We start from the raw sequence: 23,849 nt of genomic DNA, 5'->3' as shown, positions 1-23,849 counted from the left end.
TCTCGCTTACGCAGGTCTAAGACTGCCATGCTCACGCCCTGCGGCCTGCATCGGCATGGTCATCGGGGCATGCGGCGCCTCCACCGTGCGCCGCGCGCTGGGCCCCACGACGGCCGCCCACTCCTGCGGCGCGTCGGCCAGCCAGCCCGCGACCAGCGCGCCGAACCCGGGCACCTCGCGGACCAGCGCGACGAGCCGCCGGTCGAACAGGGCGGCCCCTTCGGGGGTACGCACGAGGAGCATTCCGGTCCGGTGCACCAGCGCCCTGGTGCGCACCGGTGACCGCCCGGCGCAGCCGGCCGCGGCGGCCCTCAGCAGGGCTTCCAGGACCACCGGGTCCGGGGTCCCGCCGCGCTGCTCGGCGTCCAGCAGCACCTCCAGGAGCTCGTCGCGGGCGGGCTGCGACGCGGGGCTGCCGGGCGAGGCGAGCACCGCGGCCAGCGATCCCCGGACCGGCGCGGCCGCCGGGCGGTCCCGGAGCAGCCCGGTGAGCAGCGGCAGCAGCAGGGCGCGCGCGGCGGGCCCGTGCTCCAGCCGGCGGTCCAGATAGGCGGCGGTGTGCGCCGTGTCCTCCGGATGGCCCTCGGCATAGGCACGTACGAGTCCGGCGGCGTGCAGCGCCAGCTCCGGGGCGTCGATCCCGGCCAGCGCCCGCAGCACCTCGCCCGCGCCCTGGTCCGGCCGCGCGAGCCGGTCCCGGTAGGCGGTCACCACGATGTCCGCGTGCGTGGGCAGAGCGGCGGCGAGCGCGGCGGCGGGCACCCGCACGTCCTGGGGGCCCTCGGCGACGAAGGCCCGGACGGCCTGCGGGAGGTAGCGGGCCCGGGTCCGGGGGTCCGCGACGAGCAGGGCGAGGACCGGTCCGTGCAGCTCGCTGTCGGCCGGGCGGGCCAGCACCGCGAGCACGGCCCGGCGCACCCGGTCGCGGTCCGCGTCCAGGGTGATGTGGGGGGTGACGAGCGTCGCGTACGAGACGGCGGCGACCCGGCGGGCGCGCCGGTCCTCGTCCCCGGCCCAGCGTTCGACGGCCCGGCAGAGCGCGGTGGGCTCATCCTCGGCGAGCGCGGCGAGCAGCTCCTCGGCCCGGGGGTGCCCGGCGGCGACGAGCGCGTCGGCCAGGTCGTCGACCGCGAGGTCCCGGCGGGCGTGCAGGAGGGCCTGCGCGGCGGCGGCGACGGTGGGGCGCACGGGGGTGTCCGGGGCTGTGGCGAGCGTCCGTTCGTCCGTGAACCACGCGCACAGGAGGGGCATGACGGTACGCGGATGGGCGGCGAGCCGCCGGGCGACGGCGTCGAGGAACCGCGCGTCGCCGTCCCCCTCGCCCGGTGGCCCGTCGGCGGGGACGAGGCGGCGGAAGAGGTCCATCCGGTCCGCCTCGGGCAGCCGCGGCCCCCGCCAGAACCAGGGCCCGAATTCGGCGTACGCCCCGCGCGCCCCTCCCCCGCGCGCCCCTCCCCCGCCCGCCTCGGCGGAACTCCGCACGACACGCCCGGCGAGCAGCCGGAGCACGCCGAGATACGGACGGGCGTCGGGCACCCTCAGCAGCGTCTCGGCGAGCAGGCGCGCGGCCCACCAGCGCGGGTCGGACAGGGGCAGGGCCCGGTCGCCGTCCGCCGCCCCTTCCGGCAGCCGGTCCAGCGCCTCGATGAGGTCCGCGAGCCGGTGGGCCAGGGCGGCCGTGCCGTGGCGGCGGGCCAGCAGCAGGAGGGCCTGGATGACCGGGCCGATGCGGTGCCGGGGCACGGGCAGGCTGCGCGGTCCGGCCGGCGGCGGGTCCTCGGCGGGGCCGCCCCGGCGGGGGCGCGGCACCCTGTCGTCGTCCTCCGCCGGCTCCGCGTGCCACCGGTGCACCAGGGCGCGCAGGGCCGCGTCCAGGTCGAGGTGGGTGCTCTGGATCCAGTCCCCCACCTCTTCGTGGGCGAAGCGGTAGCCGGCCCCGGCCGGGACGAGGAGCCCTTCGGTGAGGACCGCCGGGGCCCATCCCGTACGCCAGGGGAACAGCTCCTCGAAGGCGGCCCGGTCCAGCTCGCCCTGGCCGGGGCCGAGGCAGCGGCGGGCCGCCTCGTGGACCTGTCCGGCCACCCGGGCCGCCAGCCGCCGCACCGCTGTGGGCCCGGGACGGCTCCCGGCGGCGATGCGGACGGCGATGCGCAGGCACATCAGGTCGAGGTGGGCGGCGAAGACCTCTTCCGTGCCGGGGCGCCCTGCGGTGTCCGGTGGCAGGGCCTCGCGTACCTCGGCGAGCAGCCGGAGGGTCAGCGGATGGCGGTCGTGGCCGGCGGCGAGGGCGTCGGGCGGGAGGCCGAGCGCTTCCCTGGCACGTTCGGCCTGGGCGGCGGTGAAGTCGGTGACACGGACCGCCGGGGGCAGCCGCCGGACGGGCCTGGCGGGCCGGTGCAGGGCCCCGGGCGGGCAGAGCGCGCCGGCCGTCTCCCAGTGCTCGGGGCGGCAGCCGACGACGAGCCGGGCGCCGTTCTCGCGGAGCCAGCCGACCGTGCCGGTGGTCCAGCGGGCGAGCCGGTGGGCCAGGACGGGCGGCATCTCCTCCGGGGCGTCCAGCAGGACGAGGAGCGGCACGCCGGAGGCCGCGGCGAGCCGGGCGACCCGCTCGGGCGTGGCGCTCGCCATGTCGCCCGGGGCTCCGGCGGCGCCGACGATGCGCCCGGCCTGCTGGAGCGTGCGCCCGACGGCGTCGGCGACGGAGGTGTCGTCCGCGAGGAGGTCGGCGCCGCGCAGCCACAGCGTGGGCGCGGGCACCGGGCCGGTCGCCCGGCGCGCGGCGATGGCGGCCAGCTCGGTGGTGCGTCCGGTGCCCGGTTCGCCGACGAGGCCGAGGACCACGGCGGGTTCGTCCGAGCCGGCCGCGGCGAAGGGCCCGGCCGCCGCGAGGGGTTCGGTCGCCGCGAAGGGCTCGGCGAAGGGCCCGGCGAACGCCTCGGCCTCGGCGCGGACGTCGGGCCGCTCCACCGGTTCGTACCGCTCGCCCGGACCGCCCGCCGAGCCGACGGACATGGCGGTGAGCTGGAGGGCCCCGGCGAGGTTGAGATCGGGGCCGTAGCCGGGGACGGTCGCGGCGTTGCGCCGCAGCAGCTCGCCCAGCGGCCCGTCGGCGGGCGCCCCGGCCAGTGGCGCGGCGCAGCCGGCGGTGGCGTGGGAGGCGCGCAGGGCGAGTCCGATGACGGCGATGACGGCCCCGCTGTCCGGGTCGAGCACGGGCCCGCCGACCGCCGCGCCGCCCAGCCGGAGCGCGTCGCTGCCGTCCGTGCCGAGGGCCAGTTCCAGGGCCTGGTCGATCCGGTGGGTGCGGCCGCGGCTGGTGTACGTGACCGGTGTGCGGCCCAGGATGCGCGCCTCGCGCAGACCGTGGGCGGCGACCGTCACATACGTACCGGGGTCGATGCGCTCGCGTACGCACACGGGCAGTGGCCGGACGCCGAGGGTGTCGGGGCCGCCGGTGGGCAGCAGGGCGAGGTCCCATTCGGGCACGGCGGTGATGTCGGCGGCCCCGACGCGGTGGCTGCGGCCGTCCGTGCCGTGCAGCAGGAGGTACGGAAGGCCGTCGACCGCCTCGTGGCTGGTGACCACCGTGCCCCGGTCGTCGGCGACGAAGCCGGTCCCCCGCGGCCTGCCGGCCGGATCGCACAGTCGTACCAGCGTCGCCCGGTCCCCGCATCCCATGATCCGACGGTAGGCCGCCGAAGATCCCCGCGCGGACCACTCAGGGCGAAAGCGCCCCCGTCACCCCCTGATTCACTCCGAGCGCCTGCCCGTTGGGGTGAATCGGGGGCGTTCGCCGGACAGGAATGGGTGGGGGGATCGTGGAGCGGGTACGAGGGGGCTCTGCCCGCTCCACGATGAGGTCCGGTAAGGCGCCGGTGTCCGGTCAGGCGAAGACGGCGAGGCTCTTGGCCTTGCCCTTCTGCTCCTCGACCAGCACCAGGAACCGCCCGTCCGGCCCGAAGACCGCGACCGGCCCCGGCGGGTACGCGGGCATGTCCAGGCGTACGCCGTTCAGCAGCAGCTTGGCCCGCTTCTCGTCCACGTCCCAGCGGGGGAACGCCGATGCGGCGGCCTCGGCCACCGGCATCACGGTCAGCTCCTCCTGGTGCTGGTCCAGAGTGCGCGCGGCGTCCAGCCCGTACGGGCCGACGCGGGTCCGCCGCAGGGCGGTCAGATGACCGCCCACCCCGAGCCCGGCGCCCAGGTCACGGGCGATGGCCCGGATGTACGTCCCCGAGGAGCAGACCACCGAGACGACCAGGTCGAGCACCGGCGTACCGTCCTCGGCGACGGCCTCGCGGACGTCGTAGACGCGGAAGGACGAGACGGTCACCGGCCGGGCCGGGATCTCGAACTCCTCGCCGCCGCGCACCCGCGCGTAGGACCGTTTGCCGTCGATCTTGATGGCGCTGACCTTGGACGGCACCTGCATGATGGCGCCGGTCAGGGCGGCGACCCCGGCGTCGATCCCCTCACGCGTCACGCCGGAGGCGTCGGCGGACGAGGTGATCTCGCCCTCCGCGTCGTCCGTGACGGTGTTCTGGCCGAGCCGGATCGTGCCCAGGTACTCCTTCTCGGTCAGCGCGAGGTGGCCGAGGAGCTTGGTGGCCTTCTCGACGCCGAGCACCAGCACACCGGTCGCCATCGGGTCCAGGGTGCCGGCGTGGCCGACGCGGCGGGTACGGGCGATGCCGCGCATCTTGGCGACGACGTCATGCGAAGTGAAGCCGGACGGCTTGTCGACAATGACAAGGCCGCCCTCCCGTCGCCCGCCACCGCCCTTGCCCGGGGTCGCTGCGCTCCCGCCCCCTTCCTGAGGCGTCTTGTTCTGCGTCATTCGGAGGCTGCGTCCTCGTCGGTCTCGTCCTCCGGCTTGCGGTACGGGTCCGCCTCGCCGGCGTACGTGGCGCCCGAGGACGCCTCGCGCACCTTGGCGTCCGAGGCCCGTGCCCGGTCGAGCAGGTCCTCGATGGCCCGGGCGTTCTCCGGGAGGGCGTCGGCCACGAAGGTGAGCGTCGGGGTGAACTTCGTCCCCGCCGCCGAGCCGACCGCCGACCGCAGGATGCCCTTGGCGCTCTGGAGGCCGGCCGCCGCGCTGGCCCGCTCCTCGTCGTCGCCGTAGACCGTGTAGAAGACCGTGGCCTCCCGCAGGTCACCGGTGACGCGGACGTCCGTGATCGTCACGTGGGTCCCCAGGCGCGGGTCCTTGATGCCGCGCTGCAGTTTCCCGGCGACCACCTCCTGGATGAGGTCCGCCAGCTTCTTAGCCCGCGCGTTGTCGGCCACTGGTCCGTCTCCTTCGCCTTGCTCAATCGTCTTCGTCGCTGTGCAGCCGCCGCCGTACGGACAGCAGCTCCACTTCCGGCCGGGCGGCGACAAGGCGCTCGCACCGGTCGAGTACGTCTGTGAGGTGCCGGGTGTCCCCGGAAACCATGGCGAGGCCGATCTCGGCCCTGCGATGGAGGTCCTGTCCGCCCGTCTCCGCCGCGCTCACCGCGTATTTGCGCTGGAGTTCGGCGACGATCGGTCGGACCAGGGAGCGCTTCTCCTTCAGCGACCGTACGTCGCCGAGAAGCAGGTCGAAGGACAGTGTCCCCACATACATGTATGCCCGGATGTCCCGCCGGTTCGGGTTCGCGCCCCGCCGATGATCGGCGGGGACACAAGAACCGTACACGGAACGGCCGGGGCCGATCGACGGAAATAGGTCCCGTCGACCGGCCCCGACTGTTGAGGTACGGGTCAGCCTCGCGGCTTCTCGCGCATCTCGTACGTCGCGATGACGTCGTCGATCTTGATGTCGTTGAAGTTTCCGAGGTTGATACCGCCCTCGAAGCCTTCGCGGATCTCGGTGACGTCGTCCTTGAAGCGGCGCAGACCGGAGATGGTGAGGTTCTCCGCGACGACCTTGCCGTCGCGCAGCAGGCGCGCCTTGGTGTTGCGCTTGACCTCGCCGGACCGGACGAGCACACCGGCGATGTTGCCCAGCTTGGACGAGCGGAAGATCTCGCGGATCTCCGCCGTACCGAGCTCGACCTCTTCGTACTCCGGCTTGAGCATGCCCTTGAGGGCCGCCTCGATCTCCTCGATCGCCTGGTAGATGACCGAGTAGTAACGGACGTCCACACCCTCGCGGTCGGCCATCTGCTGCGCACGCCCGGCGGCGCGCACGTTGAAGCCGATCACGATGGCGTCGGAGCCGGTCGCCAGGTCGATGTCCGACTCGGTGACCGCACCCACACCGCGGTGCAGGACCCGGATGTCGACCTCTTCACCGACGTCGAGCTGGAGCAGCGAGGACTCGAGAGCCTCCACCGAACCGGACGCGTCGCCCTTGATGATGAGGTTGAGCTCCTGGACCAGACCGGCCTTGAGCGCCTCGTCCAGATTCTCCAGGGAGAACCGGACACCCTTGCGGGCGAAGTTGGCGTTGCGCTCGCGGGCGGCACGCTTCTCGGCGATCTGGCGGGCCGTACGGTCCTCGTCCACGACGAGGAAGTTGTCGCCGGCGCCCGGGACGTTGGTGAGACCCAGCACGAGGACGGGGGTCGACGGACCCGCTTCCTCGACGTTCTCGCCCTTGTCGTCGAGCATCGCGCGGACCCGGCCGTAGGCGTCGCCGACGACCATCGTGTCGCCGACCCGCAGGGTGCCTCGCTGGACCAGGACGGTCGCGACGGCACCGCGGCCGCGGTCGAGGTGGGACTCGATCGCGATGCCCTGCGCGTCCTGCTCCGGGTTGGCCCGCAGGTCGAGCGAGGCGTCGGCGGTGAGGACGACGGCCTCCAGCAGCTGGTCGATGTGCAGACCCTGCTTGGCGGAGATGTCGACGAACATGGTGTCGCCGCCGTACTCCTCGGCCACCAGACCGAACTCGGTGAGCTGGCCGCGCACCTTGGTCGGGTCGGCACCCTCGACGTCAATCTTGTTGACCGCGACCACGATCGGCACGTCGGCCGCCTTGGCGTGGTTCAGCGCCTCGATCGTCTGGGGCATCACACCGTCGTTCGCCGCCACCACGAGGATCGCGATGTCGGTCGACTTCGCACCACGGGCACGCATGGCGGTGAACGCCTCGTGACCCGGGGTGTCGATGAAGGTGATCCGACGGTCCTCGCCGTTGACCTCGGCACCGACCTGGTAGGCACCGATGTGCTGGGTGATGCCGCCGGCCTCGCCCGCGATGACGTTCGTCTTGCGGATCGCGTCCAGGAGTCGCGTCTTACCGTGGTCGACGTGACCCATGACGGTCACGACCGGCGGACGCGGCAGCAGGGCCTCGTCGCCGCCCTCGTCCTCGCCGAACTCGATGTCGAAGGACTCCAGCAGCTCGCGGTCCTCCTCCTCCGGGCTGACGATCTCCAGGACGAAGTTCATCTCGTCCGCGAGGAGCTTCAGCGTCTCGTCGGAGACGGACTGCGTGGCGGTGACCATCTCGCCGAGGTTCATCATGACGCCGACCAGCGAAGCCGGGTTGGCGTTGATCTTCTCGGCGAAGTCGGTGAGCGAGGCACCGCGCGACAGCCGGACGGCCTGTCCGTTGCCGCGAGGCAGCATCACGCCGCCGACCGACGGGGCCTGCATGGCCTCGTACTCCTGGCGCCTCTGCCGCTTCGACTTGCGGCCACGACGCGCGGGACCACCGGGACGGCCGAAGGCACCCTGCGTGCCACCACGGCCACCGGGGCCGCCGGGACGGCCGCCGAAGCCGGGACGGCCGCCGAAGCCACCGCCGCCGCCGGGACGGCCCGCGCCGCCACCGCCGCCACCGGGACGGCCGGCGAAGCCGCCGCCACCGCCACCGGGACCGGCCGGACGGCCCGCGAAGCCGCCGCCGGGACGGCCGGCGCCGCCCGGACGACCGCCGCCGCCGGGACCGCGGCCACCGCCGGGGCCACCACCGGGACGGGGACCGGCAGCGGGACGCTGCGGCATCATGCCCGGGTTGGGTCGGTTACCACCGGGGCCGCCGCCCGGACGGGGCGCCTGCGGCCGGGGCATGCCGCCCGGAGTCGGACGCGGGGCACCGCCGCCGGCCTGGCCCTGCGGGCGCGGGGCGCCACCGGGACCGCCCTGCGGACGCGGGGCGCCGGGACGCTCCTGGCCGCCACCGGGACGCGGGGCGCCGCCGGGACGGGGTGTCTGCGGACGGGACATGCCCGTCGAGCCACCGGAGGTGAAGGGGTTGTTGCCCGGACGGGGACCGGCCGGACGGGCGCCGGGGCGCGGGGCGCCCTGGCCGGCGGGACGCGCGGGGCGCTCGCCGCCGCGGCCGCCGTCACGCTGGCCGCCACCCTGCTGACCGGACGGGGCCGGACGCGCGGGACGGGGGCCGGGGGTCGCGCCGGTGGGGCGCGGGGCCTGCGGCGCGGCCGGCTGGGCCGGGGCGGGGGCCGAGAACTCCGCGGCGGGCACCGGCGTGACCGGGGCCTTCGGCGCGGGCTTCGGGCCCGGACGCGGGCCGGGGGCCGGCGCCGACGGGGCGGCGGGGGTGCTGCTCGGGGCCTCGGCGGCGGCCGGCTTGGGGGCCGGGGCGCCGGGCTTCGGGGCAGCGGGACGTGCCGCGGCCGGTGAGGGCGCCGCGGGCTTGGCGGGGGCGGCCTTGCGAGGCGCGCCCGGCTTGGCAGCGGGCTTGCCGGCGTTGCCGCCGGGCCCCTGCAGTGCGTCAGTCAACTTGCGCACGACCGGCGCCTCGATCGTCGAGGACGCCGAACGGACGAATTCACCGAGTTCTTGGAGCTTGGCCATGACGACCTTGCTCTCCACACCGAACTCCTTGGCGAGTTCGTATACCCGGACCTTAGCCACTTCGCTCCTTTTAGGTCCGGGTTACCGCCGGACCGTCGCTACTTCATGGGCGTACTCATCGCGTACTCATCGAGTGCTCATCGCAATCTCGACCTACTTCCAACTCGCGAGGTACCTGACCGCACGGGGACCCGTGCCGTTCATTTCTTACGGTGTCACCCGCTCGACGAACCGCTGTACCGCGGTCGGGTCGAACGGCCCCTTGGCCTTGAAGGCCCGGGGGAATGCCCGGCGGCGAACCGCCAGGTCCAGACAGTCGGGGACGGGATGCACATAGGCACCCCGGCCGGGCAGCGTACCGCGAGGATCGGGGACGCAGGCGTCCCCGTCCACGACGATGCGCAGCAACTCGTTCTTGGCCGCCCGCTCCCGGCATCCCACACAGGTTCGCTCAGGGCAAGCGCGGGCTTGCGTCCGGCCAGACACGGTTAAGTCTACCTCCCCGCACCGACCTCACCCCTTTGGGGCAAAAATCGAACGGACGTTGTCGTGATCTCAGCGGCCGGTCGACGGGATCTATTCCCCGGTGCCGCTCAGGGGCGCGTCAGCGCCGGTCCGAGCGCTCCCGGGCCCGCTCGGCGCGCTCGCGGTCGGCGACGTCGCGCTCGGCGTCGGTCTCGGTGTCCGGGCGGATGTCGATGCGCCAGCCGGTGAGGCGGGCGGCCAAGCGGGCGTTCTGCCCCTCCTTGCCGATCGCCAGCGAGAGCTGGTAGTCCGGCACGGTCACCCGGGCGGAACGGGCGCCGAGGTCAACGACCTCGACCTCGCTCACCCTGGCGGGTGACAGCGCGTTGGCGACCAGCTCGGCCGGGTCGTCCGACCAGTCCACGATATCGATCTTCTCGCCGTGCAGCTCGGCCATCACATTGCGCACACGTCCGCCCATCGGGCCGATGCAGGCGCCCTTGGCGTTGAGGCCGGAGCGGGTCGAGCGGACCGCGATCTTGGTGCGGTGGCCGGCCTCGCGGGCGATCGCGCAGATCTCGACGGAACCGTCGGCGATCTCCGGGACCTCCAGCGCGAAGAGCTTCTTCACCAGGTTGGGGTGGGTCCGCGACAGCGTGACGGAGGGGCCGCGCACGCCCTTGGCGACGCGCACCACGTAGGTGCGCAGCCGCAGGCCGTGGGTGTACTCCTCGCCGGGCACCTGCTCCTGCACCGGCAGGATGGCCTCCAGCTTGCCGATGTCGACCAGGACGTTCTTCGGGTCCTTGCCCTGCTGGACGACGCCGGTGACGACATCGCCCTCGTGGCCCGCGTACTCGCCGAACGTGCGGTCGTCCTCGGCGTCGCGCAGACGCTGGAGGATGACCTGCTTGGCGGTGGTCGCGGCGATCCGGCCGAAGCCCGACGGGGTGTCGTCGAACTCCTTGGGCTCCTGCCCCTCCTCCAGATCGGCCGGGTCCTCCTTGGCCCACACCGTCACATGACCGCGCTCGTCCAGCTCCACACGCGCCCTGCGGTGGCTGCCGTCGGTGCGGTGGTACGCGATGAGGAGGGCCGACTCGATCGCCTCGACCAGGACGTCGAACGGGATCTCCTTGTCCTGCGCCAAGCCCCTCAGGAGCTTCACGTCGATGTCCACGGCTACGCCTCCTCTTCCTTCTTGTCCTTGCGGTTGAATTCCAGCTCCACGCGGGCCTTGGCGATCTCGTCGAAGGCGATCCGGCGGGCGGTGGGCTTGCGGCCCTTGACGCCCGGCACCTCCAGGTCGAGACCGTCCTCGTCCACCGCGAGGATGCGGGCCACCAGCTCGCCGCCCTCGCGCAGGGTCAGCCTGGCGAGGCGCCCGGTGGCGCGTACGTAATGGCGGTGCTCCGAGAGCGGGCGGTCGGCGCCGGGCGAACTGACCTCCAGGACGTATTCGTCCTCGCCCATCACATCGGTCTCGTCCAGCTTCGCGGAGATCGCGCGGCTCAGCTCCGCGCAGGTGTCGAGCTCGACACCCTCATCGGAATCCACCACGATCCGCAGCACCCTGCGGCGGCCTGCCCGGGAGACTTCGATCTCTTCCAGCTCCAGCTGCTCGGCGCTGACGAGCGGTTCGACCAGCCCGCGCAGCCTCTCGCTCTGGGTGGTGCTCATCCGGGTGACTCCTCGGCCGCGTGTGCTGTTGTGGGGATCTCGCGTGTCTGGTCAAAGGGTATCCGGTCGCAAGGGGTGTTGCTGTCAGCCGGTCCCCCGGGCGCGGGTACGCTCACAAGCGGTGATCACTTCCGGACAGATCCAGTCAAGACAGGTCCAGCCCGAAGGAGAGCAAGTGCGGCGTACGGGGACGACGCGCAGGGGCGCGCTCGCGGCGACCGGCGCGCTGGCCGCCGGGGCGGTGCTGTCCGGCTGCGGAAGCGACGACGACACGGGCGGGTCCACCAAGGGCTCCGCGCACAGCGGCGCGCGGACCGCCGCCGGCAAGGCATCCTCGGCGCGCGCGGAGAAGGCGCTGCGCACCGGAGCCACCCGCACCACGGCGACCCTGCTCGCCGGTTACGAGCAGGTGCTGCGGGCCCATCCGACGACGACGGCGGCCCTCACCCCGCTGCGTGACGCGGTCCGCGCCCATCTCAAGGCGCTCTCCCCGGAGAAGACCCCCGCGCTCGGCATGGCCCGCTCGCGCGCCACCGGGCCCGCCGCCGCGGTCAAGGAGCTGGCGGCGGCGGAGCGCGCCGCGGCGGACGCCTACACCGCGCTGCTCCCGGAGGCGCCCGGGGAGCTGGCCCGGCTGCTGGCCTCGGTCGCCGCCGCCTGCGCGGCGCACGCCTACCTGCTGACCGAACTGGCCAAGGAGACCCCGGCATGAGCGACGGCAAGAACGACGGCCCGCTGGAGGCTGCCCAGGCGGCGCTGGCCGCCGAGCACGCCGCCGTCTACGGCTACGGGGTCGCGGGCGGCCGGGTCGCGGCAGCGCGCCGGGCCGAGGCCACCGCCGCCTTCCACGCCCACCGCGCCCGCCGCGATGCCCTGGTCCGCACGGTCCGGGACCTGGGCGGTGAGCCGGTGGCCTCGGACGCCGCGTACGCTCTGCCGTTCGCGGTGCCGGACGCGGCGGCGGCGGTCCGGCTCGCCGCGGTGCTTGAGGACCGCGTCGGGTACGTCTACTCCGACCTGGTCCGGGCCGCCGAGGGGTCGCTGCGGCGCAGCGCGGCGGACGCGTTGCGGGAGGCCGCGGTACGCGCGGCGCGCTGGCGGGGCAGCGGCGTACCCTTTCCCGGGCTCGCGGAGCGGGCCGGTGCCGAGGCCGGCACGGAGACGCGGGCCGGGGCCGCCACCGCGCGCTGAAAAGGGCGCACACGAGAAGGCTTGAAAGGGAACACAGCACGTATGGGTTTTGAACCGCCGCAGCGTCTGGTGCGAGCGCTCGGCGAGTCGTACGGGGATACGGCCGCCGGGGAATGGCTCGCGGGGCTTCCCGCACTGACCGGGCAGGCGCTGGCCGCGACCGGCCGCGCCCCGGTCGTGGAGCGGGTCGCGGCCCCCGGCGGGCGCAGCAGTCTGGTTCTGCTGGTCCGGGGGGCCGACGGCACCCCGGCCGCCCTGAAGCTGGCCCCGTCCGGTGCCGCGCCGGGGCTCGAACAGGCGGCGCTGGCGCACTGGAACGGCTGGGGCGCGGTGCGGCTGCTCGATCCCGCGGACGGCGGGCGGCCGGTGGCGGGCGCGCTGCTCCTGGAGCGGCTGCACCCCGAGATGTCGTTGCGGTCGCTGCCGGAGGCGAAGGCGCTCCTCGAAGCGGCCGGGACGGTGCGCCGGCTGTGGGTGGACCCGCCGGCCGGGCACGGCTTCGAGACGGTCGCCGAGCGGACCGGGCGGCGGGTGGACGCGATGCGCGCCGCCGCCGCGTCCGACCCCGCGCTCGAACCCCTGGTCACCGCGGCGCTCGCGGCCCGCGACGGGCTGGTCGCCGGCTCCTCCGAGACGCTGCTGCTGCACGGCAACTTCCGGCAGAGCAAGGTGCTCGCGGGTGAGCGGGCGCCCTGGCTGACGGTCGGGCCCGAGCCGCTGGTCGGTGAGCGGGCTTACGATCTGGCGCGGCTGGTCCGGGACCGGGTGGAGGACCTGATCGCCTCGCCCGCCGGGGCGACGACGGCCCGGCGCCGGGTCAAGAAGCTCGCGGACTCGCTGGACGTGGACCAGGAGCGGCTGCACGGCTGGACGCTGTTCCGCGCGGTGGAGTCGGGCACCCGGGCGCTGGCGGCCGGGCGCCGCCAGGAGGGCGAAGTGACCCTGGAGTTCGCGGGCTGGCTGTAAGACATGCGTGAGGGCCCCGCACGGAACATTCCGTGCGGGGCCCTCACGCGTAAGGAGCGTCAGTCCTGCTGCTCGGAGAGGCGGGCGATGGCCTCCTCGACCGTCAGCTCCTCGCGCTCGCCGGTGCGGCGGTCCTTCAGCTCCAGGACGCCTTCGGCGGAGCGGCGGCCGGCGACCAGGATCTTCGGGACGCCGATCAGCTCGGAGTCGGTGAACTTGACGCCGGGCGAGACGCCGGCGCGGTCGTCCACCAGGACGCGCAGTCCGGCGGCGGCCAGCTTGTCGGAGACCTCCAGGGCCAGTTCGGTCTGGAGGGCCTTGCCCGCGGCGACGACGTGGACGTCGGCCGGGGCGACCTCGCGGGGCCAGCACAGGCCCTTGTCGTCGGCGGTCTGCTCGGCGAGGGCGGCCACGGCGCGGGAGACGCCGATGCCGTACGAGCCCATCGTGACGCGGACGGGCTTGCCCTGCTGGCCGAGCACGTCGAGCGCGAAGATGTCGGCGTACTTGCGGCCGAGCTGGAAGATGTGGCCGATCTCGATGGCGCGGTCGACCTGGAGGCCGGTGCCGCACTTGGGGCAGGGGTCGCCCGCCTCGACCACGACGACGTCCAGGTAGTCGTCCACCTCGAAGTCGCGGCCCGCGACGACGTTCTTCGCGTGCTTGCCGTCCTTGTTGGCGCCGGTGATCCAGGCGGTGCCGGGGGCGACGCGGGGGTCGGCGATGTAGCGGACCTTCTCCAGGCCCTGGGGGCCGACATAGCCGCGTACGAGGTCGGGGCGGCCGACGAAGTCCTCGGCGGTGACCAGCTCGACCACGGCCGGGGTCAGGTGCTCGCCCAGCTTGCCGAGGTCCACCTCGCGGTCGCCGGGCACGCCCACGGCGACGATCTCGCCGTCGACCTTGACCAGCAGGTTCTTCAGCGTGGCGGAGGCCGGCACGCCGAGGTGCACGGCCAGGGTCTCGATGGTCGGGGTGTCGGGGGTGTCCAGCTCCTCGACGGGGCCGGCGGACGCGGCGTCGCCGGGGGTGGCGTTGAAGGTGACGGCCTCGGTGTTGGCCGCGTAGTCGCAGTTCGGGCAGTCCACGAAGGTGTCCTCGCCGGCGGGTGCCGGGGCCAGGAACTCCTCGGAGGCGGAGCCGCCCATGGCGCCGGAGACGGCGGACACGATGCGGTGGTCCAGGCCGAGCCGCTCGAAGATGCGGATGTACGCGGCGCGGTGCAGCTGGTACGCCTCGACCAGGCCCTCGTCGGTGGTGTCGAAGGAGTACGAGTCCTTCATCTGGAACTCGCGGCCGCGCAGCACACCGGCCCGGGGGCGGGCCTCGTCGCGGTACTTCGTCTGGATCTGGTACAGGATGACCGGCAGGTCCTTGTAGGACGAGCACATGTCCTTGACGACCTGGGTGAAGATCTCCTCGTGCGTGGGGCCGAGGAGGTAGTCGGAGCCCTTGCGGTCCTGGAGCCGGAACAGCAGGTCGCCGTACTCGTCGTAGCGGCCGCTCGCCTCGTAGGGCTCCTTGGGCAGCAGCGCGGGGAGCAGGACCTCCTGGCCGCCGATGGCGTCCATCTCCTCGCGGACGACGCGGGTGATGTTCTCCAGGACCTTCTTGCCGAGCGGCAGCCAGGACCAGATTCCGGCGGCGGTGCGTCGTACGTAGCCGGCTCGGACGAGGAGCTTGTGGTTGAGCGTCTCGGCGTCCGCCGGGTCGTCGCGCAGTGTCTTGATCATCAATCGGGACATGCGCTGGACCTGGGCCATGGTGAACTCCTGCTCGGAAAGGGTGATGGGCCCGAGGTTAGCGGGGCGGCCCGTGCGGGCGGAAATCCATTCCCTCACGTACGGCGCAGTGGCAGGGGCGCCCCCATCACCGCGTACGGCTTGGGGGCGCTGGGGAAGAGCACCTGGCGGGCGAGGTCCTGGTAGCCGAGGGAGCGGTAGAGGCCGCGGGCCGGGCTCTCGGTGTCGATCGCGGAGAGGATCGAGCGGGGCTGGGCGACGGCGTCGGTGATGGTGGTGATCAGGGTGCGTCCGACGCCCCGGTTCTGGAAGTCCGGGTGGACGTGGAGCTCGGTGATCACGAAGGCGTCGTTCAGCCAGTGGGCGCTGCCGGTGGCGCGGAGATAGGGCTCCACGACGGTGGACCACCAGTGGCCGCGGTCGTTGGGCATGCCGTAGACGAAGCCGACGAGCCGGCCCTCGGGTGTCAGGGCGCCGAGCGCGCGGGCGTGCGGGTGGTCGAGGTGCCGGAGCACGATGTGCCGGCGGACCTCGATCTCCCCGGCGCTCAGGCCGAAGGCGACGGCCTGGACGGCCAGGGCCTCGTCGACGCGGGCCGCGAGGTCGATCGGCCCGACCCGGACACCGGTGGTGCGGGGGCCGCCCCCGGAAGCTGCTGCCATGGGCCGACCCTACTGTCCGGGGCCCCGGGTCGGGGGCCGGTCAGAAGAGCACGCTCATGAAGGCGCCGGTCTCCCGGAAGCCGATGCGGTGGTACGCCTTGCGGGCGGGGGTGTTGTAGTCGTTCACGTACAGGCTGACGACCGGGGCGACGTCGGCCAGCGCGTATCGCAGTACGGCGGCCATGCCGGTCTCGGAGAGGCCGCGGCCGCGGTGTTCGGGGGCGACCCACACGCCCTGGATCTGGCACGCCTGCGGGGTGGTGGCGCCGATCTCCGCCTTGAAGACGACCTCGCCGTCATCGATCCGGGCGAAGGAGCGGCCGGCGCCGATGAGTTCGGCGACGCGGGCCTGGTAGAGGAGTCCGCCGTCGCCGGCGAGCGGGGAGACGCCGACCTCCTCGGTGAACATGTCGATGCAGGCGGGCATCAGGATGTCCATCTCGTCCTTGCGGACGCGGCGGACGAGCGGGTCGGGTTCGATGTCGGCGGACGGGCTCTCGGTAACCATGAGGGGCTGGTTGGCCCGGACCTCGCGGGCGGGGCCCCAGCCCGGTTCGAGGAGGCGCCACAGCTCGGCGGTGGGCTCGGCGGGGCCGACGATCGAGGAGCAGCGGCGGCCGGCCCGGCGGGCGCGGTCGGCGAAGGCGCGGACGGCTTCGGGCCCGGCGCAGATGGGGACGAGGTTGGCGCCCGAGTAGCACAGGGAGCGGAGCCGGCCGTCGGCGTACCAGCCCCACATTTCGCCGCCGAGGCGCCAGGGGTCGAGTCCGGCGATCTGCACGCGGGACGTCACGAAGGCGTTGGCCACGGGCTCGCTCTCCAGGATGGCGAGCGCGGCGCCGAGGTCGCTGGGTTCGAGGACCCGGGTAGTGGTGTGCGTCAACACGAGGGGGCCTCACCATGCGGTCTGCTGATTTCCGCACTGTAACCGAAGAGCCTGAGTGACGCCGCTCGTGCCCGGGAACGGCTCCGCGCATCCGCCGTGGCCCGTACACATGGCGGCGCCCCGCCGAGGGGTCCTCGCGGGGCGCTGCCGGGGGCGGAGCGGGTCAGCTGATGGAGACCTCGGGTTCGCCGGAGGCGACGCCGTCCTTCTCCATCTGCTCGGCGATCTTCATGGCCTCCTCGATGAGGGTCTCCACGATCTTCGACTCGGGCACGGTCTTGATGACCTCGCCCTTGACGAAGATCTGGCCCTTGCCGTTGCCGGAGGCGACGCCGAGGTCGGCCTCGCGGGCCTCGCCGGGGCCGTTGACGACGCAGCCCATGACGGCGACGCGCAGCGGGACCTCCATGCCCTCAAGGCCGGCGCTGACCTGGTCGGCAAGCTTGTAGACGTCGACCTGGGCGCGGCCGCAGGAGGGGCAGGAGACGATCTCCAGGCGGCGCTGGCGCAGGTTCAGCGACTCCAGGATCTGGATGCCGACCTTTACCTCTTCGGCGGGCGGGGCGGAGAGCGAAACGCGGATGGTGTCGCCGATGCCCTCGCTGAGCAGGGCGCCGAAGGCGACGGCCGACTTGATGGTGCCCTGGAAGGCGGGGCCCGCCTCGGTGACGCCGAGGTGCAGCGGGTAGTCGCACTGGGCGGCGAGCTGGCGGTAGGCGTTGACCATCACGACCGGGTCGTTGTGCTTGACCGAGATCTTGATGTCGCGGAAGTCGTGCTCCTCGAAGAGGGACGCCTCCCAGAGCGCGGACTCGACCAGGGCCTCGGGGGTGGCCTTGCCGTACTTCTTCAGCAGCCGGGCGTCCAGCGAGCCGGCGTTGACGCCGATCCGGATCGGCGTGCCGGCGTCCTTCGCGGCGCGCGCGATCTCCTTGACCTTGTCGTCGAACTGCTTGATGTTGCCCGGGTTGACGCGCACCGCGGCGCAGCCGGCGTCGATCGCGGCGAAGACGTACTTCGGCTGGAAGTGGATGTCCGCGATCACCGGGATCTGCGACTTGGCCGCGATGATCTTCAGGGCGTCCGCGTCGTCCTGCGTCGGGCAGGCCACGCGGACGATCTGGCAGCCGGAGGCGGTGAGTTCGGCGATCTGCTGAAGCGTCGCGCCGATGTCGGACGTACGGGTCGTCGTCATCGACTGCACCGAGACGGGCGCGTCCCCGCCGACCGCAACCGAGCCGACCTGGATCTTCCGGCTGACCCGCCGGTCGGCGAGCTTGGTCGGAACGGCGGGCATTCCGAGAGAAATCGCAGTCATGCGCTGAGCATCCCCAAGGTGTGGATCGAGGTCCCGGTATCGGCGGGCTCCGGCCTTCGAGGTTACGTCACCGGCGGCGGCCGGGAGCACACCGCGTCCGGCCCGCACGGAATGTCGGGCCGTCCGGCGGGCCCCGGTCAGGTGAGCTTGACCGGGTTGACCACGTCGGCGACGAGGACGAGCAGGGTGAAGCAGATGAAGACCCCGGCGACCACGTAGGCGACGGGCATCAGCTTGGCAACGTCGAACGGGCCGGGGTCGGGGCGCTTGAAGACGCGTGCGGTGTTCCGGCGCAGTGCCTCCCACAGGGCGCCCGCGATGTGGCCGCCGTCGAGCGGGAGCAGCGGCAGCATGTTGAAGAGGAACAGCGAGAGGTTGAAGCCGGCCAGCAGGAACAGCATCATCGCGATCTGGTTCTCCGCCGGGACGTCGAGCGTCATCACCTCGCCGCCGATGCGGGCCGCGCCGACGACGCCGACCGGGGAGTCCGCAGCGCGTTCGCCGTCGCCGAAGGCGGCGTCCCACAGGGCGGGGATCTTGGAGGGCAGGGCGATGATCGAGTCGACGCCGTTCTCCACCATGTCGCCCATGCGGACGACCGAGTCGCCGAAGGAGAGCGGGAGGATCTTCGTCCGGGCGGCGAAGCCGAGGTAGCCGGCCGTGACGAATTCGCCGGCGACCGCCTCGCCGTGGGAGTCCTTCTTGGCGACGGCGTTCTTCAGGAGGACCGCGTGCAGGTCCTTCTCCTGTCCGTCGCGTTCGACCGTGATGGTGGCGGGGCCGATGGTGTCGCGGATGCGGTCGGAGAGGGTGTCCCAGGAGTCCATCCGCTCGCCGTCGAAGGCGACGATCTTGTCGCCCTTCTTCAGCCCGGCGGCCTGCGCGGGCGAGACGGCGTCGGTCTTCTCGCAGGTCTCGCGCTCCGCGCTCTGCGGGATGACGCACTTCTGGACGCCGGCGACCTCGGTGGTGTTGGTCTGGAAGCCGAAGGACATGGCGACGCCGAGGAAGATCGCCACGGCCAGGACCAGGTTCATGAAGGGCCCGGCGAACATGACGATCACGCGCTTCCACGGTTTGCGCGTGTAGAAGAGGCGCTTCTCGTCGCCCGGTTCCAGCTCTTCGAAGGCGGCGGATCTGGCGTCCTCGATCATGCCGCGCCAGGGCGAGGTGGAGCGGGCCTCCAGCTTGCCGTCGGCGCCGGGCGGGAACATCCCGATCATGCGGATGTAGCCGCCGGCCGGGATGGCCTTGATGCCGTACTCGGTGTCGCCCTTCTTGCGGGACCAGATGGTGGGGCCGAAGCCGACCATGTACTGGGGGACGCGGATGCCGAACAGCTTCGCCGTCGACAGATGGCCGAGCTCGTGCCAGGCGATGGAGAACAGCAGGCCGAAGGCGAAGATCACGATGCCGAGAATCGTCAGCAGGATCGTCGTCATGCTCATGCGTGTGCCTCCGCGATGGCCTCGGCCGAGAGTTCCCGGGCCCGGGTCCGCGCCCAGGTCTCCGCTTCCAGTACGTCCGCGACGGTAAGAGAAGTTCCCGAGGCGGGCGTTCCGTGTTCGCCCACCACCGCGGTGACCGTGTCCATGATGCCGTTGAAGGGCAGCTTCCCGGACAGGAACGCGTCGACGCACTCCTCGTTGGCCGCGTTGAACACGGCGGGCGCGGTGCCGCCCAGCGCGCCGACGTGCCGGGCGAGGCCGACGGACGGGAAGGCTTCGGTGTCCAGCGGGAAGAACTCCCAGCTGGACGCCTTCGTCCAGTCGAAGGCGGGCGCCGCGTCCGGGACGCGCAGCGGCCAGCCGAGGCCGATGGCGATCGGGCCGCACATGTCGGGCGGGGTGCACTGGGCGAGCGTGGAGCCGTCGGTGAACTCGACCATGGAGTGCACGTACGACTGGGGGTGGACGACGACCTCGATGCGGTCGAAGGGGATGTCGTAGAGCAGGTGCGCCTCGATGACTTCGAGGCCCTTGTTGACCAGGGTGGCCGAATTCACGGTGATGACCGGGCCCATGGCCCAGGTCGGGTGCGCGAGGGCCTGCTCGGGGGTGACCTCGGCCAGCTCGCTCCTGGTGCGGCCGCGGAAGGGGCCGCCGGACGCGGTGACGACGAGCCGGCGCACATCGGCGCGGGTGCCGGCGGCGAGCGCCTGGAAGAGCGCGGCGTGCTCCGAGTCGACGGGGATGATCTGCCCCGGGGCGGCCAGCGCCTTGACCAGGGGGCCGCCGACGATCAGGGACTCCTTGTTGGCGAGCGCCAGGGTGCGGCCCGCCTTCAGGGCGGCCAGGGTCGGGGCGAGGCCGATGGAGCCGGTGATCCCGTTGAGCGCGGTGTGGCAGTCGCTCGCGGCCAGCTCCGTCGCCGCGTCGGGCCCGGCGAGGATCTCGGGAAGCGGCTCGCCCGCCCCGTACTCCTGGCGCAGCGCCTCGCGCAGGGCGGGCACGGCCTCGGGCGAGGCGACGCCGACGGTGCGCACCTTGAGCAGGCGGGCCTGCTCGGCGAGGAGGGCGACCCGGCCGCCGGCCGCGGACAGCGCGGTGACGCGGAAGAGGTCGGGGTTGCGCAGCACCAGGTCGATGGCCTGGGTGCCGATGGACCCGGTGGAGCCGAGGATGACGAGATCCCGGCGTCCTTCCACGGCGTCGAAGACGAGGTGCGGGTCGGCGAGAGGGGCAGGGCTGTCGGTCATGGGCCCCATTGTCGCCGCTCCCGCTGTGCGCGGGGACAGGGTGTCCCGGGTTGACCCGTCCGTGTCCCCCGTCCCCGCGCTCCCCCGTCAGCGGGTGGCGGCGGCGAACGCCTCGTGGAAGCCGGGGAACGTCTTGCGTACGCAGCCGGGGTCGTCGTACGTGATGCCGGGGGTGCGCAGGCCGGCGACGGCGAACGACATGACGATGCGGTGGTCGCCGTGCGTCTCGATCTCGACAGGCCCGGGTGTGCCGGGCTGGATCTCGATCCAGTCGGGGCCCGTGGTGACCGTGATGCCCATGCGCCGCAGGTTGTCCGCGCACGCCTCCAGCCGGTCGCACTCCTTCACGCGGGTGTTGCCGACGTCCTCGATGCGGACGGGTCCCGAGGCGAAGGGGGCGATCGCGGCGAGCGTGGGCATGGTGTCGGAGATGTCGCGCATGTTGACGGTGAGGCCGCTGAGGGTGCCGTTCGAGCGGACCGTGGTGGAGTCGGCGGTCATGTGCACGTCGGCGCCCATGCGGCGCAGGACGTCGGTGAACCGCAGGTCCCCCTGGAGGGCGCCCTCGCCGAGTCCGGGGACGGTGATCTCGCGGCCGGTGAGGGCGGCGGCGGCGAAGAAGTAGCTCGCGGTGGAGGCGTCGGGTTCGACGGCGTAGGTGGTGGCGCGGTAGCCGCCGGGCCGCACGGTGAAGACGGTGCCGTCGGGGCCGCTCCGGGTGACCTCGGCGCCGAAGGAGCGCATCATCGCGAGGGTGATCTCGATGTAGGGCGCCGAAACCAGGTCGGTGACGGTGATCCGCAGCCCGGTTCCGGTGAGCGGGCCGAGCATCAGCAGGGCGGTGAGGTACTGGCTGGACTGCCCGGCGTCCAGGGTGAGTTCGCCGCCCTTGATGCCGGCGGCCTCGATGCGCAGCGGGTGGTGGCCCTCGGCCTGCTCGTGGCGCAGGTCGACGCCGAGGGTGCGCAGGGCCTCGGTGAGCGGGGCGAGGGGGCGGCGGCGCATCTGGGCGGAGGCGTCGAAGCGGTAGCTGCCGCGGGCGCCGGCCGCCGCGAGGGTGGGCAGGAAGCGGGCGGTGGTGGCCCCGTCGCGGCAGTAGACGTCGGCCTCGGGGGCGGCGGGCCCGGCGGGGCGGCCGGTGATGTGCCAGGCGTCCGCCTCCTGCCCGACCTCGTAGCCGAGCGCGGTGAGCCCGGCCGCGAAGCCCTCGGTGTCGTCGGAGCTCAGCGGGCGTACGAGCGTGCTGCGGCCGTTCGCGGCGGCGGCCAGGAAGAGGGCGCGCGCGGTGACGGACTTGGAGCCGGGGACATGGATGACGGTCACGGGCGTCCATCCTGCCGTGTACCGGGGCGTGCGGCGGGGCGCGTCCAGCGACTGGACGCGCCCCGCGGTGTCCGGTGACCCGGAGCGGTGGCCGGCCCGGAGCCCGGTGGCTCAGCGGATCGGGCGGTGGACGTTCTCCTCGGTGGACGGGCCGGGGGTGGCGTCGGCGATCCAGGGGCCCTCGCCGCTCGGGTCGACCACACCCTCCTCCAGCCAGCCGTACGTGCCGGACAGGACGCCCTCCACGACGCGCCGGTCCAGGTCGTCGGTGTTGGACCAGAGCCGGGTGAACAGCTCCTCGACGCGGATGCGGGCCTGGCGGCAGAAGGCGTCGGCGAGCTGGTACGCCTCGCGGCCGTGTTCGTCCGTGGCGCGCAGGTGCTCGGCGCGGACGCAGGCGGCGCTCATCGCGAAGAGTTCGGCGCCGATGTCCACGATCCGGCCGAGGAAGCCCTGTTTGGTCTCCATCCGGCCCTGCCAGCGGGACATCGCGTAGAACGTGGAGCGGGCCAGCTTGCGGGAGGCGCGTTCGACGTACCGCAGATGTGTGGCCAGGTCCGGGTGGCCGGCCGGGTGGAACTCGGCGTAGGTGGTGGGGAGCTGACCGGGGCCCGCGACGAGCTTGGGCAGCCACTTGGCGTAGAAGCCGGCCGCGTTGGCGCCCGCCTTCGCCTTGGCGGAGAGCGGTTTGTCGGGGTCGATGATGTCGCCGGCGACCTTGAGGTGGGCGTCGACGGCCTCGCGGGCGATCAGCAGGTGCATGATCTCCGTGGAGCCCTCGAAGATCCGGTTGATCCGCATGTCGCGGAGCATCTGTTCGGCGGGCACGGCCCGTTCGCCCCGGGCGGCGAGGGAGGCGGCGGTCTCGAAGCCGCGTCCGCCGCGGATCTGGACCAGTTCGTCGGCGATCAGACAGCCCATCTCGGAGCCGTACAGCTTGGCGAGCGCCGCTTCGATACGGATGTCGTTGCGGTCCTCGTCGGCCATCTGCGAGGCGAGGTCGACCACGGCTTCCAGGGCGAAGGTGGTCGCGGCGATGAAGGCGATCTTGGAGCCGACGGCCTCGTGCCGGGCGACCGGCCTGCCCCACTGCTCGCGGACGGCGGACCATTCGCGGGCGATCTTCAGGCACCATTTGCCGGAGCCGACGCACATCGCGGGCAGCGAGAGCCGGCCGGTGTTGAGCGTGGTGAGCGCGATCTTGAGCCCGGCGCCCTCGGGGCCGATGCGGTTCGCCGCGGGCACCCGCACCTGGTGGAAACGGGTGACGCCGTTCTCGATGCCGCGCAGGCCCATGAAGGAGTTGCGGTGCTCGACGGTGATGCCGGGGGCGTCCGCCTCGACTACGAAAGCGGTGATGCCGCCCTTCCCCTCCGGGGACTTCGGTACACGTGCCATGACGACCAGCAGGTCCGCGACGACACCGTTGGTGGTCCACAGCTTCACCCCGTCGAGGACGTAGTCGTCCCCGTCCCGGACGGCGGTGGTGGCGAGCCGTGCGGGGTCGGAGCCCACGTCCGGTTCGGTGAGGAGGAAGGCCGAGATGTCGGTACGGGCCAGCCGGGGCAGGAAGGTGTCCTTCTGCTCCTGGGTGCCGAAGGTCTTCAGCGGCTGCGGCACGCCGATCGACTGGTGGGCGGAGAGCAGCGCGCCGATCGCGGGGCTGGCGGAGCCGGCCAGGGCGAGGGCCCGGTTGTAGTAGACCTGGGTCAGGCCGAGGCCGCCGTACTCGACGTCGATCTTCATGCCGAGCGCGCCGAGCTCCTTGAGGCCGTTCACGACCTCGTCGGGGATCTTCGCCTCGCGTTCGATGAGGGCGCCGTCGACCCGGTTCTCGCAGAACTCGCGGAGCCTGGCGAGGAATTCCTCGCCGCGCCGGACGTCCTCGCCGGCGGGCTGCGGGTGCGGGTGGATCAGGTCCGGGCGGAAGCGGCCGAGGAAGAGTTCCTTGGCGAAGCTGGGTTTGCGCCAGTCCTGTTCCCTGGCGTCCTCGGCGACCTGGCGCGCTTCGCGTTCGGTGACCTTGGGCGTGGGCTGTTGTGCGGATGGAGCGGACATGAGGGCTCACCTCGCCGCGTCGTCGGGTGGCGGACCCGGCAGGCGCACGGGCGGCGGAGTCCGTCCGTGCGCGCGTACCTGTCCGGTTCTAGGGCCTGTCCGCCGGACAGGC

Annotated in this window: 19 protein-coding genes; 3 read left to right on the top strand and 16 right to left on the bottom strand. The window is 73.1% G+C overall.

Features of this window, described 5'->3' with window-relative positions; genetic code table 11:
* Positions 1-6: 6 nt before the first annotated feature.
* From OG338_RS23030 to rimP, 8 genes are all read right to left on the bottom strand, one after another.
* Positions 7-3,678 carry a trypsin-like peptidase domain-containing protein gene (locus OG338_RS23030; RefSeq protein WP_405939120.1) on the bottom strand — a complete coding sequence of 1,224 codons (3,672 nt, stop codon included), beginning with the start codon at positions 3,676-3,678 and terminating at the stop codon, positions 7-9.
* Between the two features lie 205 nt (positions 3,679-3,883).
* Positions 3,884-4,837, bottom strand: coding sequence for a tRNA pseudouridine(55) synthase TruB (gene truB / locus OG338_RS23025; RefSeq protein ID WP_405939119.1), 954 nt, complete (start codon positions 4,835-4,837; stop codon positions 3,884-3,886).
* Positions 4,834-5,286 carry a 30S ribosome-binding factor RbfA gene (gene rbfA, locus OG338_RS23020; RefSeq protein WP_330313952.1) on the bottom strand — a complete coding sequence of 151 codons (453 nt, stop codon included), beginning with the start codon at positions 5,284-5,286 and terminating at the stop codon, positions 4,834-4,836. Before rbfA ends, truB begins: the two co-directional genes overlap by 4 nt.
* 22 nt (positions 5,287-5,308) lie before the next feature.
* Positions 5,309-5,605 (bottom strand): DUF503 domain-containing protein, encoded by a 297-nt coding sequence (locus OG338_RS23015; RefSeq protein WP_405939118.1) that lies wholly within the window; start codon positions 5,603-5,605, stop codon positions 5,309-5,311.
* A 137-nt stretch (positions 5,606-5,742) separates the two neighbouring features.
* The gene (infB, locus tag OG338_RS23010; protein WP_405939117.1) at positions 5,743-8,808 is read right to left on the bottom strand and encodes a translation initiation factor IF-2; all 3,066 of its coding nucleotides are present in this window, start codon (positions 8,806-8,808) and stop codon (positions 5,743-5,745) included.
* A gap of 147 nt (positions 8,809-8,955) precedes the next feature.
* Entirely contained in the window at positions 8,956-9,234 is a 279-nt protein-coding gene (locus OG338_RS23005) for a YlxR family protein (RefSeq protein ID WP_405939116.1), read from the bottom strand.
* A gap of 118 nt (positions 9,235-9,352) precedes the next feature.
* On the bottom strand, positions 9,353-10,393 hold the full coding sequence (gene nusA, locus OG338_RS23000; RefSeq protein WP_405939115.1) for a transcription termination factor NusA: 1,041 nt from the start codon (positions 10,391-10,393) through the stop codon (positions 9,353-9,355).
* Between the two features lie 2 nt (positions 10,394-10,395).
* The gene (gene rimP / locus OG338_RS22995; RefSeq protein WP_405939114.1) at positions 10,396-10,893 is read right to left on the bottom strand and encodes a ribosome maturation factor RimP; all 498 of its coding nucleotides are present in this window, start codon (positions 10,891-10,893) and stop codon (positions 10,396-10,398) included.
* Positions 10,894-11,068: 175 nt separating this feature from the next.
* Between rimP and OG338_RS22990 the strand changes: the two genes are divergently transcribed.
* The 3 genes from OG338_RS22990 to OG338_RS22980 are packed head-to-tail and all read left to right on the top strand — an operon-like array spanning position 11,069 to position 13,050.
* Positions 11,069-11,605 (top strand): hypothetical protein, encoded by a 537-nt coding sequence (locus OG338_RS22990; protein WP_405939113.1) that lies wholly within the window; start codon positions 11,069-11,071, stop codon positions 11,603-11,605.
* Positions 11,602-12,084: a ferritin-like domain-containing protein gene (locus OG338_RS22985; RefSeq protein WP_405939112.1), complete on the top strand. Its 483-nt coding sequence runs from the start codon at positions 11,602-11,604 to the stop codon at positions 12,082-12,084. The genes OG338_RS22990 and OG338_RS22985 overlap by 4 nt, the downstream gene beginning before the upstream one ends.
* Before the next feature lie 42 nt (positions 12,085-12,126).
* Positions 12,127-13,050, top strand: coding sequence for an aminoglycoside phosphotransferase family protein (locus OG338_RS22980; RefSeq protein WP_405939111.1), 924 nt, complete (start codon positions 12,127-12,129; stop codon positions 13,048-13,050).
* Between the two features lie 59 nt (positions 13,051-13,109).
* Here the strand turns inward: OG338_RS22980 and OG338_RS22975 are convergent, their stop codons facing one another.
* From OG338_RS22975 to OG338_RS22940, 8 genes are all read right to left on the bottom strand, one after another.
* Positions 13,110-14,813, bottom strand: a complete 1,704-nt coding sequence (locus tag OG338_RS22975) for a proline--tRNA ligase (RefSeq protein WP_405939110.1) — start codon at positions 14,811-14,813, stop codon at positions 13,110-13,112.
* A 74-nt stretch (positions 14,814-14,887) separates the two neighbouring features.
* The gene (locus OG338_RS22970) at positions 14,888-15,454 is read right to left on the bottom strand and encodes a GNAT family N-acetyltransferase (protein WP_405939109.1); all 567 of its coding nucleotides are present in this window, start codon (positions 15,452-15,454) and stop codon (positions 14,888-14,890) included.
* Positions 15,455-15,494: 40 nt separating this feature from the next.
* Positions 15,495-16,340 (bottom strand): GNAT family N-acetyltransferase, encoded by an 846-nt coding sequence (locus tag OG338_RS22965; RefSeq protein WP_405939108.1) that lies wholly within the window; start codon positions 16,338-16,340, stop codon positions 15,495-15,497.
* Between the two features lie 163 nt (positions 16,341-16,503).
* Complete coding sequence (gene ispG / locus OG338_RS22960) at positions 16,504-17,658, bottom strand: flavodoxin-dependent (E)-4-hydroxy-3-methylbut-2-enyl-diphosphate synthase (RefSeq protein WP_405939107.1); 1,155 nt, start codon at positions 17,656-17,658, stop codon at positions 16,504-16,506.
* Between the two features lie 137 nt (positions 17,659-17,795).
* Positions 17,796-19,106 (bottom strand): M50 family metallopeptidase, encoded by a 1,311-nt coding sequence (locus tag OG338_RS22955; protein WP_405939106.1) that lies wholly within the window; start codon positions 19,104-19,106, stop codon positions 17,796-17,798.
* Positions 19,103-20,365, bottom strand: coding sequence for a 1-deoxy-D-xylulose-5-phosphate reductoisomerase (gene dxr, locus OG338_RS22950; protein ID WP_405939105.1), 1,263 nt, complete (start codon positions 20,363-20,365; stop codon positions 19,103-19,105). The genes OG338_RS22955 and dxr overlap by 4 nt, the downstream gene beginning before the upstream one ends.
* A 78-nt stretch (positions 20,366-20,443) precedes the next feature.
* The gene (gene aroA / locus OG338_RS22945) at positions 20,444-21,679 is read right to left on the bottom strand and encodes a 3-phosphoshikimate 1-carboxyvinyltransferase (RefSeq protein WP_405939104.1); all 1,236 of its coding nucleotides are present in this window, start codon (positions 21,677-21,679) and stop codon (positions 20,444-20,446) included.
* Between the two features lie 111 nt (positions 21,680-21,790).
* The gene (locus tag OG338_RS22940) at positions 21,791-23,737 is read right to left on the bottom strand and encodes an acyl-CoA dehydrogenase family protein (RefSeq protein ID WP_405939103.1); all 1,947 of its coding nucleotides are present in this window, start codon (positions 23,735-23,737) and stop codon (positions 21,791-21,793) included.
* Positions 23,738-23,849: the final 112 nt, after the last annotated feature.

Origin of the sequence: Streptomyces sp. NBC_00726 (genome assembly GCF_045161735.1) — a bacterium.
Taxonomy (GTDB): Bacteria; Actinomycetota; Actinomycetes; order Streptomycetales; family Streptomycetaceae; genus Streptomyces.
The sequence above is the reverse complement of the archived record's forward strand: the minus strand, read 5'-3'. Positions and strand labels throughout refer to the sequence as shown.